Here is a 14,141-nt window from a genome sequence, read left to right on the forward strand (position 1 = left end):
GTTAGCGGGTACCGTAAACCACAATGGTCTGGCCGCTGACCGCAATCAACTGTTGTTCTTCCAGCGTTTTCAGCACCCGTCCCGCCATTTCGCGTGAGCAATTCACCAGGCGACCCAGTTCCTGACGGGTAATTTTTATCTGCATGCCATCCGGGTGAGTCATCGAATCGGGTTCCCGGCTCAATTCAATTAACGTACGCGCAACGCGGCCGGTGACATCGTAAAACGCCAGGTCTCCAACTTTCCGAGTGGTATTGCGCAGGCGGCTGGCCATTTGTTGGCCAATGGTGAACAGGATCTCGGGGTGCATGCGAATATACTGATTAAATTTCTCATAGCTGATTTCAGCAACTTCACACTCGGACTTGGCACGGCAGCTGGCGCTTCGCGCCTTGCGTGTATCGAACAAACCCATTTCGCCGAAAAAATCGCCGGGATTGAGATACGCAACAATGACTTCCTTGCCCTCATCATCATCCAGTACCACAGACACTGTTCCCCGCATGATGTAATACAGTGTTTCAGGGATGTCGCCTGCGTAGATAAGCGTCTGATTGCGTTCGTATTTTCGCAAATGACTATGGCTTAGAAAATTTTCCAGATCTGCGATGTGGGGGGTGATGGCCATCAATGCCATTAATGTGTTCTCCTGACCCTGATTCCTTGCACAATCCTACCCCATTGTTGAGCGGCTGGCTAACCTTTGACGATGGTCTGTGGTAATCTTGCGACCCGCAGCGACAGGCACGGCTTAAACAGAAGGAGAGGGTTGATGAAGGCAACAGTACGCTGGGTAGACAATGCCATGTTTCTGGGTGAGTCCGGTAGTGGACATACCGTCGTCATGGATGGGCCGGAAGCCAACGGCGGGCGCAATGTGGGCATTCGCCCCATGGAAATGTTGCTTATTGGCGCCGGTGGTTGTTCGTCTTTCGACGTGGTCAGTATTCTGCAGAAATCCCGCCAGGATGTTACCGGCTGTGATGCTGAAGTAACGGCGACACGCGCTGATGCGGTACCTGCGGTCTTCGAAACACTGAATCTGCATTTCCGCATCAGTGGCCGCAATCTCAGCGAAAAGCATGTTGAGCGGGCTGTTGAGCTGTCGGCCGACAAGTATTGCTCCGCTACCATCATGTTGGCCAACGGTGGCGTTAAGGTCACTCACAGCTATGAGATTATCGAAGACTGACCCGGTCAGCGTCTGATCAGTTCGAGTTCAATCGCCTTTAGCAGCAGATTCAGGCTCAACGCAGCAATGTCCTGATCCGGAAACTGTTCCGCCAGCAGCGTGCAGATTGCTGCAAAGTTTTTATCGGTACGCAGTGCAGACAGGAAACAATGCATGGACGCATTGATGCGCTGAAACTGCATTCGATGCTGTACGCGTCTGATCAGATAATAATTGCCCTGCGCCACCGCCTCCGGACTCGCTCGCGTGACGCCAAACGGCACCGCGCCAGGCTGCGCCTGTTCGCTGTCGAGATAACGTTGCATGCCCGCCCAGTAGGTCTCCAGATCAAAATCACTTTGCATCAACGCCCAGTCATCGCGACCCTGCCATTGCATCGCGGGCCACTGCTCAGCAGGCAGCTGTTGTAGCTCGGCAACTGTCAGAGCGGTCTGGTCGGCGCGGTCAAACAGGGATATCAACAGTGTTTCCAGTTCAATGATGTCCAGTAGCGCGGGCAACTGCCCAAACTGCGGGTGCCGGCTGGCGAATGCATGCAGGTTCTCACCCAGCAGGCTCATCGGCCCCGGTCGCGGCATATGCTCGGCCAGATAGTCGAGCCATAACCGGGTGTACACCTCATCACCAAGGGTATGGTAAAGAATCGGGTAGAGTTCGGCTGAAATATTGATCAGTCGCTGGTGATAGGCATTGTTATAAATGCCCAATGCTTCGACTTGCGACAGGCCGTGACGTGGCGCAAACATCTGGCTGATGTCTTCGTTGCTGTCGCGCAGGTCCTGAGGTTTTGTGATCCAGTCCCAGAAAGCCTGCTGTTCGTCTTGCCAGCGCATGGTCATGCGCGCTGTGGGTGATTTGAGGGCTGGTCAGGCGCCGCATTTTCCTGAAGCGCTGACCTTTCCATTAATGCATTTTTTTGCAACTGCCGGGCCTGATCCAGCTCCTGCATCAGCTCAGTAAAGGCCGGAATGTGATCATCACGTTCAAGTAACGTTGCCACCGCCCCGGTATGCACACACGCTTCTTGGTAAAGCGCCCAGACATCATCACTGACGGCCTGGTCGTGGGTGTCGATTATATGACTGACATTATGGGTGTGGCCTGCCAGATGGTACTGCTGAACGCAGTCCGGGCGTATTGCCTTCAGTTGCGCCAGTGGATCCAGGTCCAGATTAAAACTGCTCACATAGACGTTATTCACGTCCAGCAGAATCCGGCAGCCGGTGTTAGCAACCAGCGCATTAATGAAGTCTGCTTCACTCATGTCTGATGATTTGAACTGCAGATAGACGGAAGGATTTTCCAATACAATGGTTTGCTGCAACGTGTCCTGGATCTGGCTGACTTTGCTGCTGACCTGTGCCAGGGTTTCCTGATTGTAGGCGATGGGCAGCAGGTCATGCGACGTGCGGCCATGCAGCCCGGTCCAGCAAAGATGGTCTGACACCCAGGCCGGCTGACATTCGTTGATCAGCTGCCGGAGTTGTTTCAGATAGTCTGCGTCTGGTGCTTCTGCCGACCCGATGTTGAATGACAGACCGTGCAGGACAACCGGGTAGTGCTCGCGAATCTGCCGCAAAATAGCGCGCGGGCGCCCACCGGGTGCGAGATAATTTTCCGTGATCAGTTCAAACCAGTCGACGGCCGGCAGCTGCTCCAGTACATAATCGTAGTGGGGGCTGCGCAGCCCGATACCGAAACCCAGCATAAGCCTCCCCGCAAAAGTGGTCTGCTTTACAGCGACGACAGAACGGTGCCGCCGAGCTTCTCGCACAGTGATTCGGACAGCGCCTTGTCGCCGGTATAAACACCGACAAAACCAATGCCATGGCAGGTGTTCTGTCCAGCGCAGCTATTATTGGCGTTGCCTTTGCAGGCACTGAGGCCGGCACAGGTGAACACATCATTACAGTAGGCGACGTGAACCGCCTCTTCGGCCAGCGTGGTGTCCGGCATTGCGGTCAGGTTGGCTGCTTCGCTGCCACCCATGACCTGACACATGGCTGCCGAGAAATTGGCGTTGCCGGTACTGACAGCGACAAAACCAACCTCGCCGGTGGCGTTGGCACCGGCGCCCGCGTCATTGCCCAGCGCATTACAGGCGCTCTGACCGGCAGCGTGCACGCTCTGGCACAGGCTGATCTTGACCGGGGCGTCCGGGTTCTTGCTTTCCACATCGAACGCGGCCATGGTCGAGCCTGACATCATCAATGCCGCGGCAGCAGATGCCAGCGTGAAACCGTCAGTCGTTTTCATGTCAATTTTCTCCCCAGTACTCATTGATCAGGTAGTGATCAGTGTTTCTGCATTATGCGCTGAACGGGCCTGAATATTGGCTGAACAGGGCAGTGCAGGTGTAATTACGCATTGCGTAGCTGATTGGATTATCCCACCGTAGGGCGCGAATACAAGCGCTTGCGTCAATTTGTCACAAGCTGCTGGAGGCCTTGAATGCGGGCTTGCAGGCGGTCAAGACGCAGGCGCAGGGCGTCCAGTTGCTCGCGCGAATGTTCCACTTCTTCCCGGGTCGGCGACAGCGCGGCTTCTTCTTGGACAAAATCGGTTATGTTCTGCTGCAGCGCACGGCCCGCTTGCGAGACCGCGTCGCGGCTGTGTTGCCAGCCAGTGGTGGCAATGTTGGCACCGATATCGCCCAGAAGCGGGCCGGCCAGATCCTGCCAGTCAATATCAAGCTGGTTGAGGGCTCGGTGCAGACGTTGAATCAGCTGGACGTCGCCACTCAGTTCAATGTCCGGATGGTGAAGCGCTGAGGCCTGATCGTCACTCAGCAGAAGCTGGGTCAGGGCCCGATGACTACCGGTCAGGCAGGCATCGGGCGCATCCTGTGGCGCTGACAGCAACAGGATGCGGTCAGGATTAATGAGCACACTGAGCTGCCAGCGCGGCAGGCTGGAGCAGATCACAGTGATCGTTTTGCCGGCCCCGGCGGCAGCCATTACGTCAATGATATGAGGGTCGCGCGCCAGCAGCCGATTGAGGGCGAATTCAAGTGGTTGCAGTAGCGCGGTGCTCAACAGGGACAGAGCCATGGCTTTTCCAGCCCTTATTTGTAACCAACATGGACGGCGCTGATGCCGCCCAGCAGGTTGTGATATTTGCAGTCCCGGAAGCCGGCGTTCTGCATCATCTCGCGCAGGGTTTGCTGATCCGGGTGCATGCGAATGGATTCGACCAGATATCGGTAACTGTCGGCGTCACCGGTCACGGCTTTTCCGGCCACTGGCCACAGCGTTGACCAGGCATCATAGGCTTTGCCCAGCAACGGATTGACCGGTTTTGAGAATTCCAGCACCAGTGCCCGCCCGCCCGGTTTCAGGGTGGCGTACATGGAGCGCAGGGCGGCGTCTTTGTCGGTGACATTGCGCAGCCCGTAGGCGATGCAGATGCAGTCAAAACTTTCATTGGCAAACGGCAACAACTCGGCATTGACCTGGGCGATGCTGACGTTGCCGGTGATGCCTTTGTCGATCAGCCGGTCACGCCCCACCTTGAGCATGGAGTCGTTGATGTCGGCCAGTACCACGTGTCCGCTGTCTCCAACCAGGGGAGCAAACCGCATCGAGAAGTCACCGGTGCCGCCGGCAAGGTCCAGAACTGTCTGGCCAGCACGCACGCCACTGAGCTCGACAGTAAAGCGTTTGATAACACGGTGCGTACCCATCGATATCAGGTCATTCATGGCATCGTAGCGATTGGCGACGGAGTGGAATACCTGGCCAACGCGCTGGGCTTTGTCACGGGTACTGACCGTTTCGTAACCGAAATGGGTGGTGTCGCTGTCCGCGCTATTGCCGTTTTTGTTGGCACTCTGGTTCTGGTGGGCCTGCTGCTGATCGTCGCTCATAACTGTCACTGTCCGCCGGCATCGCCGGAGTTTCGGGTCGGATCAACAATCTTAATGGCTTGTGTGTCTGCTGGCAACGCATCACGACTGGCGTTTTGTTGCTGCAGGCGTGTCAGGTACTGCTGCCAGCGTTCCTGCTGGTGGGCGCCCAGGTCGTGCAGCGTGTCCCAGCTGTAGATGCCGGAGTCGTGGCCGTCATCAAAGCTCAAGCGGACCGCATATTGACCGATTGCTTCGATGCCAGTCATCTGAACCTGCCGCTTACCCGTCTGCAGGACTTCCCGCCCGACGCCATGGCCTTTGACTTCAGCCGATGGCGAGTAGACCCGCAGCAGTTCCGCAGGTAACTCATAGCGGGACCCGTCGGCGTATTGCAAAATCAGCAGTCCGCTTTTCTTGCGGAGCTGGATGTCCGTTGGTACCGGTGTTGGTTCCGACAAAGTGCGGGTATCGATCACAGAATGAACCGGCTCAGATCTTCGTTTCGTGCCAGGTCGCCCAGGTGTTTCTCAACGTAGTCGCTATTAATGATCAGCGTTTTATCGTCGCCTACAGACAGATCTGCGGCGGTGAAAGACACTTCCTCAAGCAGCCTCTCCATGACCGTGTGCAGACGACGCGCGCCGATATTTTCAGTGCGTTCGTTTACCTCCCAGGCAATTTCGGCAATCCGGCTGATACCGTCGGGGGTAAACGTGACGTCCAGATTTTCTGTGCCCAGCAATTGCTGATACTGCTCGGTCAGCGACGCGTTGGGCTCCGTCAGAATGCGCTCAAAATCATTGGCTGTCAGCGCATCCAGTTCGACGCGAATGGGCAGGCGCCCCTGCAACTCGGGAATAAGATCCGACGGCTTGGAAAGATGAAAAGCGCCGGAGGCAATAAACAAAATGTGGTCGGTATTGACGCTGCCGTATTTGGTGGTGACGGTGGAACCCTCGATCAATGGCAACAGGTCACGCTGCACGCCTTCGCGCGAGACACCGCTATTACCGGTGTCACCGCGCTGTGTCACTTTGTCGATCTCGTCCAGGAAAACGATGCCGGTCTGCTCGGTGACTTCGATGGCCTGGTTTTTTATCTCTTCTTCGTTAACCAGCTTGGCTGCCTCTTCGTCGCGCAGCAGTCGCAAAGCTGTTTTCACTGGCATCCGGCGTGACTTTTTGTTGCGGCCGCTGTTCATGGAAGAAAACATGTTCTTCAACTGGCTGGTCATCTCTTCCAGTCCCGGAGGCGCCATGATTTCCACACCGGCGGGGTTTTCGCTGACACTGATCTCGATTTCCTTATCGTCCAGTTCGCCTTCACGCAATTTCTTGCGGAACATCTGCCGCGTTGGTGACGGTTCAGCGAGCGGGGAGTCGTCCCGGTCTGTTTTGTCAGTGTTGTCAGTATTGTCCCGGCTGCGCGCCGGTGGCAGCAGTGCATCCAGTATGCGCTCTTCAGCGGCATCTTCAGCGCGGTGCTGCACTTTTCGCATCTGGTCTTCACGCAGCATCTTGACGGCGATATCAACCAGGTCCCGAATGATGGATTCAACATCGCGGCCAACATAGCCCACTTCGGTAAATTTGGTCGCCTCTATCTTGATAAACGGGGCATTGGCCAGCTTGGCCAGGCGACGGGCAATTTCGGTTTTACCCACGCCAGTCGGGCCGATCATCAGGATATTCTTCGGTGTGATTTCCTGGCGAATGTCACTGTTAAGTTGCATGCGGCGCCAGCGGTTACGCAGGGCGATAGCAACAGCGCGTTTGGCGGATTTTTGACCAACAATATGTCGGTCCAGCTCGGAGGCGATTTCTCGCGGAGTCATGGTGGTCATTACGTCATCCTGTGGGGCAGGCCAAAAGGCGGCGCCCTGAAAAAGTTACAATCGAGCGGTGCCGATCAGCTCAGTTCCAGTTCTTCAATGAGGTGCTGGTGGTTGGTGTAAACGCAAATATCTGCGGCGATGCCCAGGCTCTTGCTGACGATATCGCGTGCTTCCATGTCGGTATTAAAATACAGCGCGCGTGCAGCAGACAGGGCAAAGGACCCGCCGGAGCCAATGGCCATCAGACTGTCTTCAGGCTCAATGACATCGCCATTGCCGGTAATGATCAGCGATGCGTCTTTGTCAGCAACCACGAGCAGGGCTTCCAGGCGACGCAGGGAGCGTTCCGTGCGCCAGAGCTTGGCCAGTTCGACAGCGGAACGCACCAGTTTACCGTGATGTTTTTCCAGTTGTTCTTCGAAGCGCTCGAACAGTGTGAATGCATCGGCGGTGCCGCCGGCGAATCCGGCCAGCACCTGATCTTTGTATAAACGGCGCACCTTGCGCGCATTGCCTTTGAGGACAGTATTGCCCTGTGATACCTGGCCGTCGCCACCGATCACAACTTTATTGCCACGTCGTACTGATAGTATGGTGGTGCCTCGGAACTGCTCCAAACCGCTTCTCCTGTGGTCGGTTGCCTGTGCCGGTCAGCACAGGCCTGAATCTCGAAAATTGAATGCTGCTGACTGCAGATATGGGGACGGGCGAGTTGCTTTCAAGGTTGGCTGAGCGTGATACGCATGCTTTCAATGCTGTTATTGCGCAGCAGTCGTTCCGCCTGCATCATGTCGTCCCGGGTATTGTAGGGGCCGGCCTGCACCAGAAACAGGGTCCGTCCGGGCAATGTTTCCTGCCTCACGCTCGCGTCGAGACCTATGTTCAGCAGGCGATTGGCCTGGGCATTGGCGGCCGACTGCTGGCGAAAAGCACCCGCCTGCAGCATGAACATGGCGGTGGTGGCAGGTGTGCTTTGCGATGCCGGTTCGGGCGCCGGTGTTGTCGTGCTGGCATTGTCCGGCTCAGCGCCCGTCGCTGTGTCCGCAGCCGGTGTTGTTGTGGTTGCTGGCGTGCTGGCTGTAGTGGCAGGCTGCGCTGGCGCATTGATGGGCGTGGCATCAACCACCACTTCATAATTGGGCAATTCCTGATAAAACTCCAGTTGCAGGCGCGCTGCTTCGCGCTCCTGTTCTGCTGACAGGTTGCTGCCGGTGTCGCCTTCATCAATGGGTTCGGGCGCCATGGTACGCTCGTTGTTGTCGGCGACAACGTTGCTCTGGCCGGGCGCCGGTGGCAACACGCCCGACAGATAGACCAGCAGACTGATGAACAGACCTACCGCAATACCCGTCAACAGGCCTGTTAGCAGCAGTCCCAGGCTGGAGACCTGAGGTTTGGGCTCGGGCTCCGCCAGCGGCGTGCGGGTGCGTTGTTTGGCAAAATCCTGAACCATTGTGTGACCTGTCCTTTTAACGGTTGATGACTGGTTGACGCGTGACGACTGCGTCCTGGTCAATCGGCTTATATCATATCCTGTGGATCAACATCGACTGACCAGCGCACGCTGCGCTGGGTGCTCATCTGTTCCAGTTGCTGACACAGCACCGAGAGCAGGTTCTGCAGGTTGGCGCGATGCGTGCTGCGAAGAATCAATTGCTGACGATAACGATTGGCCCGTTTCTCCATCGGTGCCGGCAATGGCCCACTTATCTGCACCTGATGCCCGTCTGGCATCTGGGTCAGCAACTGCTCGGCCTGCAGGCGCGCCGTGTGCAGAAATTGTGCGGGCGCCGCTGCATTCATTGCTTCGGCGCGGAGCAAGGCCATTGCTGCAAACGGCGGCATGGCCGCAAGTCTGCGCTCGCTCAGCAGTTGCTCTGCCAGCGCATGATACCCCTGATTGATCAGTGTCTGCAGCGATTGATGTGTACTGTGTCGTGTCTGAATAAGTACCTCGCCCACTTTTCCAGCGTCGTCCGAGCGACCTGCGCGTCCGGAAACCTGCACCAGGAGCTGTGCCATAAACTCCTGGCCCCGGAAATCGGCGCTGAACAGGCCACTGTCGGCGTCCAGCACCGCTACCAGAGTGACGGCCGGAAAGTGGTGGCCTTTGGCCAGCATCTGAGTGCCGACAAGAATGCAGGGGTCGCCCTGGTTGATCTCTGCGAGCAGGTCATTCAGGTCGTTCTTGCGACTGGTTGCATCCCGGTCGACACGAATCACGCGGGTGTCCGGGAAGTGTCTCTGCAACAGAGCCTCACTGCGTTCAGTGCCAATGCCAACTGCAAGCATGGATTTACCCTGGCACTCGGGACAATGTGTGTGAACTGGTTGCCGTCGCTCGCAGTGATGGCAGCGCAGGTGGGCCGGCGTGCGGTGCAGTGTCATGCGGGCATCGCAGTGGAGGCACTCTGCTGTCCAGCCGCAATCCCTGCACTGCAGTACCGGGGCGAATCCTCTGCGATTGATAAACACCAGGGCCTGATTGCCTTTGTCGATATGTTGCCTGATCGACTGTATCAGCTCAGACGAGAAACCTTCTTCCAGTGTCTGCTGGGCGGTGTCAAGCAGGCGGGTGACCGGCAACCGGGCATTGCCGGGGCGTCGGGTCAGGCGCAGGTGCTGGTAGCGGCCGCTCAGGGCATTGTGCAGGCTTTCCAGGCTGGGTGTGGCGGAGCCCAGCACAATGGGAATGGATTCGCGTTGCGCGCGCATGACACCCAGGTCGCGGGCCGAATATCGGAACCCGTCCTGTTGTTTGAAAGAGCTGTCGTGTTCTTCGTCTATGACGATCAGGCCCGGCCGTGCCAATGGTGTGAAGATGGCCGAGCGGGTGCCGATGACAATGTCGGCATCCCCCTTTGCCGCCAACAACCAGGCGTTCAGACGCTGGCGTGGCGTCAGGCCGGAATGCATCACGGCAATGCTTCTGTCGACAAAGCGCTGGCGGAATCGGGCCAGCGTCTGCGGCGTCAGACTGATTTCCGGCACCAGCACCAGTACCTGTCGGTTGTGGCTCAGGGTGTCGTTAATGACCTGCAGGTAGATTTCGGTCTTGCCGCTTCCGGTGACACCGTCGAGCAGAAAACACTGAAACTGGTCGCTCATGGCGCAGATGTCGTTGCGGGCCTGTTGCTGCTCGCTGGTCAGTTCATCTTCGCGGTCCGGATGATCGGCCTCAGCCGCGTCGTCGAGCACCGCATCGTTTTTGCGTTTTTTAATGTTGGCCTGTGCCTTGCCGCGCAGGCCGGTAGGCAGCAAGGTGTGCAGGGCATCGCCTACCGGGTGTTGATAGTAGCGGGCCGCCCATAACCAGAGCGACAGCAGGTGAGCGGGAATCAGCGAAGTCTGGTCGAGGATTTCGATGGCGGGCTTCAGTTTGTTGAGATTGACGCTGGTGGTATCGCTGACTTCCAGCAGAATGCCGGTCAGCTCGCGATTGCCAAACGGGACGCGAACCCGGATACCCGGTTGCAGTGAGTCGGGCGCCGTGGTGCTGTCTGTGGGCAGCGTATAGTCGAAACTGCGCCGCAGGGGTGACGGGACCGCGACACGCAAAATGCGGACTGGCTCTTTTGGGCTGAAAGGCTCTTCTGGGCTGAAAGGCTCTTTCGGGCTGAAGGACTCTTTCGGGCCGAAGGGCTCTCCTGCGCTGGCGGGTCTGGCTGACATGTAAACGGGGTTCCGGGCGTGTGCGGTTTGGTCGGCACGCAAAGATGAATGGATATTATGATGGATGTTGTGACGCGTCGGCACATTAAAACCGGCTTGAGCATGCGGCTCAAGTATAACTGGTTTTAGACTGGGCTGGCTTCCATTATACTGTTACCAAGCCTGGTGCAGCAGGTCTAACCGGCGGAACCAACAGAACAAGAAAACAATCACGGAGTGTGAATGAGCAGCAGCCAAGAGCCCAGCAGTGAACTGCTTGAGTTGAGAAAGCAGATAGACCGGCTAGACCAGAGTCTGGTGCTGCTACTGGCCAACCGCTTTGCCCTGACCAGCAAGGTAGGTGAGATCAAAGCCCGTGCCCGGCTGGAGTCTTTTGACCCCAAGCGGGAAGCGCAAAAGCTGTTGGAAATCCGCGATGCCTGTGTCCGGCACGAGTTAAATCCCGACATGATGGCTGATATCCTGGCTCAGATTATGCGTGAAACTGTCAGTAATCATGAGCGCATCAAGGCTGAAATCGCACGGTCTCTTGCGTCCGGCTGATTCTCTGCTACAATGGCGCCCCTTTTTCCAAGGTCTTGCGGCACAAATTCCTGTCCGCAGTCACTGACTCAGGTATGGTGCCAAAGCGCTGGCAGCCCCGTTTTCGGGCTGAGTGCTCTGGTGGCGATGCCAGTTAAATATGAGGTAATACCATGAGAGCCGATATTCACCCAAACTACCAGGCCATCAAAGCTACCTGTAGTTGTGGCAATGTGATCGAAACCCGTTCAACCATTGGTAAAGACATTCTGGTTGACGTATGTGCGCAGTGCCATCCTTTCTACACTGGCAAACAGAAGATCATGGACAGTGCCGGTCGTATCGATCGCTTCAACAAGCGTTTTGGCAACCGTTCACTGAAGTAATCCTCAGTCTGAACCGAAGAACAGTCTGAACCAAAAAACAGTCTGAACCGTAACGCCAGAGTTCCGGAGCAGATTAAAAAATGGCCTTGTCAGCAAACTGCGGCAAGGCCATTTTTTTGTGTAGCGCCAACCGCCATGATGTTGCTGCCTAAAAGATGATCTCTGTCGACAGGCTCTCATTGTTGCTGCGGCTGGGGGAATCGGTTGCCCGGCGACTGTCATTGGCCGGTGCTGTCTCGACCATGAAGACCTCGAACAGGGTATTGGCATCACCGGGGCGGGCAATCTGGCCGCTGTCCCGGTCAATCAGACGGTCCACCAGGCCGTTTGGCCGCGGCATGACATTCTCCGGAGTGCCAGCCAGAGCGGTTTTCATAAAATCTATCCAAATCGGTACGGCGACCGTCGCCCCCTGTTCTGACTCACCCAGTGCTTCCGGCTGATCAAAACCGACAAACACGCTGGTTGCGATATCCCGGTTGAAACCGGTAAACCAGAGTTCAGCCGGGCCATTGGTGGTACCGGTTTTGCCCATCAGGTCGCGGCGCTCAAATTCACGGGATACACGGCGTCCACTGCCTGCTTCGACAACGGTGCGCAGCATGGTGTTCATGATATAGGCAACACGCGGGTCGGTGACGGGTTCGGCAAGCAACGGCGCCGGCACCTGATCGGGCAGCGGTTCGCGTTCCTGGATGTCGATATCACCTTCTCCTTCCAGGAGTGTGGTCGCTCCCGTCACCTGGTTTGATGTTGCCGAGGTGGCCTGTTCCGGGTTGCAGTCCTCGCAGACAGTAGGCTGGCGCGCACGGAAAACCACACCATCAAGCGTTGATATGGTTTTAATAAAGGTGGGTTCGATTCGGTAGCCACCATTGGCAATCATCGCGAACCCTCTGGCCATTTCAATCGGTTTTACGTCCTGACTGCCAAGCGCAAGCGTCAGATCATTGCGTGGAAAGGTGTCGGTGTTGAAGCCAAAACGAGCGGCAAAGTCGAACAGCTTGGCGGTGCCTAACTGATCATACAGGCGCACTGCCGGAACGTTGCGTGAGTCCTTGAAGGCATTGCGCAAGGTGATTGGACCGACAAAGTTGCGTTCAAAATTCTGAGGTCGGTATTCGCCACGGGCAAACGGTGCGTCGTTGATCAACGTCGCCGGACTGAAGCCATCCTCGATCGCGGCACCGTACAGAAAAGCCTTGAAACCCGAGCCCGGCGGGCGCGATGCCAGCGCCCGGTTGACCTGACTGTACTGAAAGTCATAACCGCCTACCAGTGCCAGAATATCGCCATTATCGGGGGACACTGATACCAGCGCACCCTGGATTTCCGGTACCTGCCCCAGTTGCAACTCGCCGCCGCTGCGACGAACGCGAATCAGGTCGCCCACCTCGGCGACATCACTGGCCTGCTCGGGCGGAGGCCAAGCATTGTCGCGACCGATAAACGGCCGTGCCCATTCCAGCCCCGACCATTCAATGGTGTGCTCGCTGCCATCACGGAACACAACATTGAGGCTGCGCGCATTAACCTGAGTGACAACGGCTGGCTGGTGATTGCCATAGGTCGGGGTCACGCTGAGCTCCTGCAGCCAACGTGCACGCGGGTCAACACCAGCAACCGGCAGTTTGGCTTCGGGACCACGGTAGCCGTGACGGCGATCGTAGTAGTTTTCCAGGCCGTTGCGCAGCGCATTGGTTGCGGCCGCCTGCATCTTGCTGTCGATGCTGGTGACGACCTCAATGCCCAGTCGGTAGATGTCATCACCATACAGGTCGAACAATTCCTGTCTGACCATTTCAGCAATATAGGGAGCGTTGACTTCAATATTGCGCTGGTGACGCTGCGCTGCGACCGGTTCCGCAATGGCGGCAGCATGCTGACTGCGATCGATCATGCCCTGCGCCAGCATTTTATTGATGACAACATTGCGGCGGCCTTCGGCGCGCCGCGCATCCGTTACTGGATTGCAGACTGACGGACAGGGCAGCAATGAGACCATGGTGGCGAATTCGCCCAGCGTCATTTCGTCCACGCTTTTGTCGTAGTAAACCGCGGCGGCCGCGCTGATACCGTCTGCACCCTGACCAAAGTAGACCAGGTTCAGATACAGCGTGAGGATTTCCGCTTTGCTCAGCTCCTGCTGTATCCGCAGAGCAAACGGTATCTCCTTGAGTTTTCGTGCGTACACATTGTCGCTGTCAAAGGAGATATTGTTGGCCAGCTGCATGGTGATGGTGCTGCCGCCGCCCAGATTGACACCGCGCAGAAAACCATAAAAGCCACGGACCAGACCACGGAAATCCACGCCTGGGTGAGAATAGAAGCGCGAGTCTTCGCTGGCGATGACAGCCTGAATCATCAGCGGCGGAATTTCCTCATAGGTAATGGGGTCGCGCCGTACGCCTATCTCCTCAATGAGTTTGTGGTCAGCGGTGAGGATGCGCAGTGGCGTTTCCAGCTGCACTTCGCGGTAACTTTCAGCTGAGGGCAATTGCGGGGACAGATACAGGTAGGCTGCAGAAGCCACCATGAAAATGCCACTCAGGCAGAATATGCCAAACCAGAACAGAATTTTTAGGGTCTTTATCATACAGGCAGTCCGTGCGGTGAGATCGAATGACCATGAATCGGCATAATCCGGCGCCAATTTAGTATATACCGCCTTGACCCGAATTTCCTGTG

General features: G+C 56.8%; 15 protein-coding genes. 3 read left to right on the forward strand and 12 right to left on the reverse strand.

The genetic code is table 11. From position 1 onward, the window contains the following. Position 1: 1 nt before the first annotated feature. On the reverse strand, positions 2-637 hold the full coding sequence (crp, locus tag PHACT_RS11175) for a cAMP-activated global transcriptional regulator CRP (RefSeq protein WP_070117843.1): 636 nt from the start codon (positions 635-637) through the stop codon (positions 2-4). Positions 638-772: 135 nt separating this feature from the next. On the opposite strand from crp, the gene PHACT_RS11180 reads away from it, so the two are divergent. Further along, positions 773-1,192 carry an OsmC family protein gene (locus tag PHACT_RS11180; protein WP_070117844.1) on the forward strand — a complete coding sequence of 140 codons (420 nt, stop codon included), beginning with the start codon at positions 773-775 and terminating at the stop codon, positions 1,190-1,192. A gap of 5 nt (positions 1,193-1,197) precedes the next feature. Here PHACT_RS11180 and PHACT_RS11185 read toward each other — a convergent pair whose 3' ends face one another. From PHACT_RS11185 to PHACT_RS11230, 10 genes are all read right to left on the reverse strand, one after another. Continuing rightward, complete coding sequence (locus PHACT_RS11185) at positions 1,198-2,025, reverse strand: HvfC/BufC family peptide modification chaperone (protein ID WP_169819447.1); 828 nt, start codon at positions 2,023-2,025, stop codon at positions 1,198-1,200. A 2-nt stretch (positions 2,026-2,027) separates the two neighbouring features. Beyond that, a complete protein-coding gene (gene bufB / locus PHACT_RS11190) occupies positions 2,028-2,900 on the reverse strand; it encodes an MNIO family bufferin maturase (RefSeq protein ID WP_070117846.1) in 873 nt (290 codons plus the stop codon). A 26-nt stretch (positions 2,901-2,926) separates the two neighbouring features. Beyond that, positions 2,927-3,448, reverse strand: a complete 522-nt coding sequence (locus tag PHACT_RS11195) for a hypothetical protein (RefSeq protein WP_070117847.1) — start codon at positions 3,446-3,448, stop codon at positions 2,927-2,929. Between the two features lie 164 nt (positions 3,449-3,612). After that, entirely contained in the window at positions 3,613-4,242 is a 630-nt protein-coding gene (locus PHACT_RS11200) for a ubiquinone biosynthesis accessory factor UbiJ (protein ID WP_070117848.1), read from the reverse strand. Between the two features lie 14 nt (positions 4,243-4,256). Continuing rightward, entirely contained in the window at positions 4,257-5,057 is an 801-nt protein-coding gene (gene ubiE / locus PHACT_RS11205) for a bifunctional demethylmenaquinone methyltransferase/2-methoxy-6-polyprenyl-1,4-benzoquinol methylase UbiE (protein ID WP_070117849.1), read from the reverse strand. Positions 5,058-5,062: 5 nt separating this feature from the next. Next, complete coding sequence (locus PHACT_RS11210) at positions 5,063-5,515, reverse strand: DUF971 domain-containing protein (protein WP_317622263.1); 453 nt, start codon at positions 5,513-5,515, stop codon at positions 5,063-5,065. Then, a complete protein-coding gene (gene hslU / locus PHACT_RS11215) occupies positions 5,512-6,882 on the reverse strand; it encodes an ATP-dependent protease ATPase subunit HslU (RefSeq protein ID WP_070117850.1) in 1,371 nt (456 codons plus the stop codon). Before hslU ends, PHACT_RS11210 begins: the two co-directional genes overlap by 4 nt. 65 nt (positions 6,883-6,947) lie before the next feature. Then, positions 6,948-7,490, reverse strand: a complete 543-nt coding sequence (gene hslV, locus PHACT_RS11220; RefSeq protein WP_070117851.1) for an ATP-dependent protease subunit HslV — start codon at positions 7,488-7,490, stop codon at positions 6,948-6,950. A 101-nt stretch (positions 7,491-7,591) separates the two neighbouring features. Then, complete coding sequence (locus PHACT_RS11225; RefSeq protein WP_070117852.1) at positions 7,592-8,326, reverse strand: SPOR domain-containing protein; 735 nt, start codon at positions 8,324-8,326, stop codon at positions 7,592-7,594. 68 nt (positions 8,327-8,394) lie between these two features. Continuing rightward, positions 8,395-10,545, reverse strand: a complete 2,151-nt coding sequence (locus tag PHACT_RS11230) for a primosomal protein N' (RefSeq protein WP_083264529.1) — start codon at positions 10,543-10,545, stop codon at positions 8,395-8,397. Between the two features lie 222 nt (positions 10,546-10,767). On the opposite strand from PHACT_RS11230, the gene PHACT_RS11235 reads away from it, so the two are divergent. Together PHACT_RS11235 and rpmE are read left to right on the forward strand one after the other, a co-directional pair. Then, positions 10,768-11,088, forward strand: coding sequence for a chorismate mutase (locus PHACT_RS11235; RefSeq protein ID WP_070117853.1), 321 nt, complete (start codon positions 10,768-10,770; stop codon positions 11,086-11,088). Positions 11,089-11,240: 152 nt separating this feature from the next. Next, entirely contained in the window at positions 11,241-11,453 is a 213-nt protein-coding gene (gene rpmE, locus PHACT_RS11240; RefSeq protein WP_070117854.1) for a 50S ribosomal protein L31, read from the forward strand. A gap of 148 nt (positions 11,454-11,601) precedes the next feature. Here rpmE and PHACT_RS11245 read toward each other — a convergent pair whose 3' ends face one another. After that, positions 11,602-14,049, reverse strand: coding sequence for a penicillin-binding protein 1A (locus PHACT_RS11245; protein WP_070118375.1), 2,448 nt, complete (start codon positions 14,047-14,049; stop codon positions 11,602-11,604). Positions 14,050-14,141 lie beyond the last annotated feature (92 nt).

This window comes from Pseudohongiella acticola, assembly GCF_001758195.1.
GTDB lineage: Bacteria > Pseudomonadota > Gammaproteobacteria > Pseudomonadales > Pseudohongiellaceae > Pseudohongiella > Pseudohongiella acticola.

What these genes read in the sequence shown, in the direction of transcription:
- PHACT_RS11235 (WP_070117853.1), top strand. Translation starts at nt 10,768, where the DNA reads ATGAGCAGCAGCCAAGAGCCCAGCAGTGAACTGCTTGAGTTGAGAAAG.
- PHACT_RS11225 (WP_070117852.1), bottom strand. Translation starts at nt 8,326, where the DNA reads ATGGTTCAGGATTTTGCCAAACAACGCACCCGCACGCCGCTGGCGGAG.
- crp (WP_070117843.1), bottom strand. Translation starts at nt 637, where the DNA reads ATGGCATTGATGGCCATCACCCCCCACATCGCAGATCTGGAAAATTTT.
- ubiE (WP_070117849.1), bottom strand. Translation starts at nt 5,057, where the DNA reads ATGAGCGACGATCAGCAGCAGGCCCACCAGAACCAGAGTGCCAACAAA.
- PHACT_RS11245 (WP_070118375.1), bottom strand. Translation starts at nt 14,049, where the DNA reads ATGATAAAGACCCTAAAAATTCTGTTCTGGTTTGGCATATTCTGCCTG.
- PHACT_RS11230 (WP_083264529.1), bottom strand. Translation starts at nt 10,545, where the DNA reads ATGTCAGCCAGACCCGCCAGCGCAGGAGAGCCCTTCGGCCCGAAAGAG.
- bufB (WP_070117846.1), bottom strand. Translation starts at nt 2,900, where the DNA reads ATGCTGGGTTTCGGTATCGGGCTGCGCAGCCCCCACTACGATTATGTA.
- hslU (WP_070117850.1), bottom strand. Translation starts at nt 6,882, where the DNA reads ATGACCACCATGACTCCGCGAGAAATCGCCTCCGAGCTGGACCGACAT.
- rpmE (WP_070117854.1), top strand. Translation starts at nt 11,241, where the DNA reads ATGAGAGCCGATATTCACCCAAACTACCAGGCCATCAAAGCTACCTGT.
- PHACT_RS11185 (WP_169819447.1), bottom strand. Translation starts at nt 2,025, where the DNA reads ATGCGCTGGCAAGACGAACAGCAGGCTTTCTGGGACTGGATCACAAAA.
- PHACT_RS11180 (WP_070117844.1), top strand. Translation starts at nt 773, where the DNA reads ATGAAGGCAACAGTACGCTGGGTAGACAATGCCATGTTTCTGGGTGAG.
- PHACT_RS11195 (WP_070117847.1), bottom strand. Translation starts at nt 3,448, where the DNA reads ATGAAAACGACTGACGGTTTCACGCTGGCATCTGCTGCCGCGGCATTG.
- PHACT_RS11200 (WP_070117848.1), bottom strand. Translation starts at nt 4,242, where the DNA reads ATGGCTCTGTCCCTGTTGAGCACCGCGCTACTGCAACCACTTGAATTC.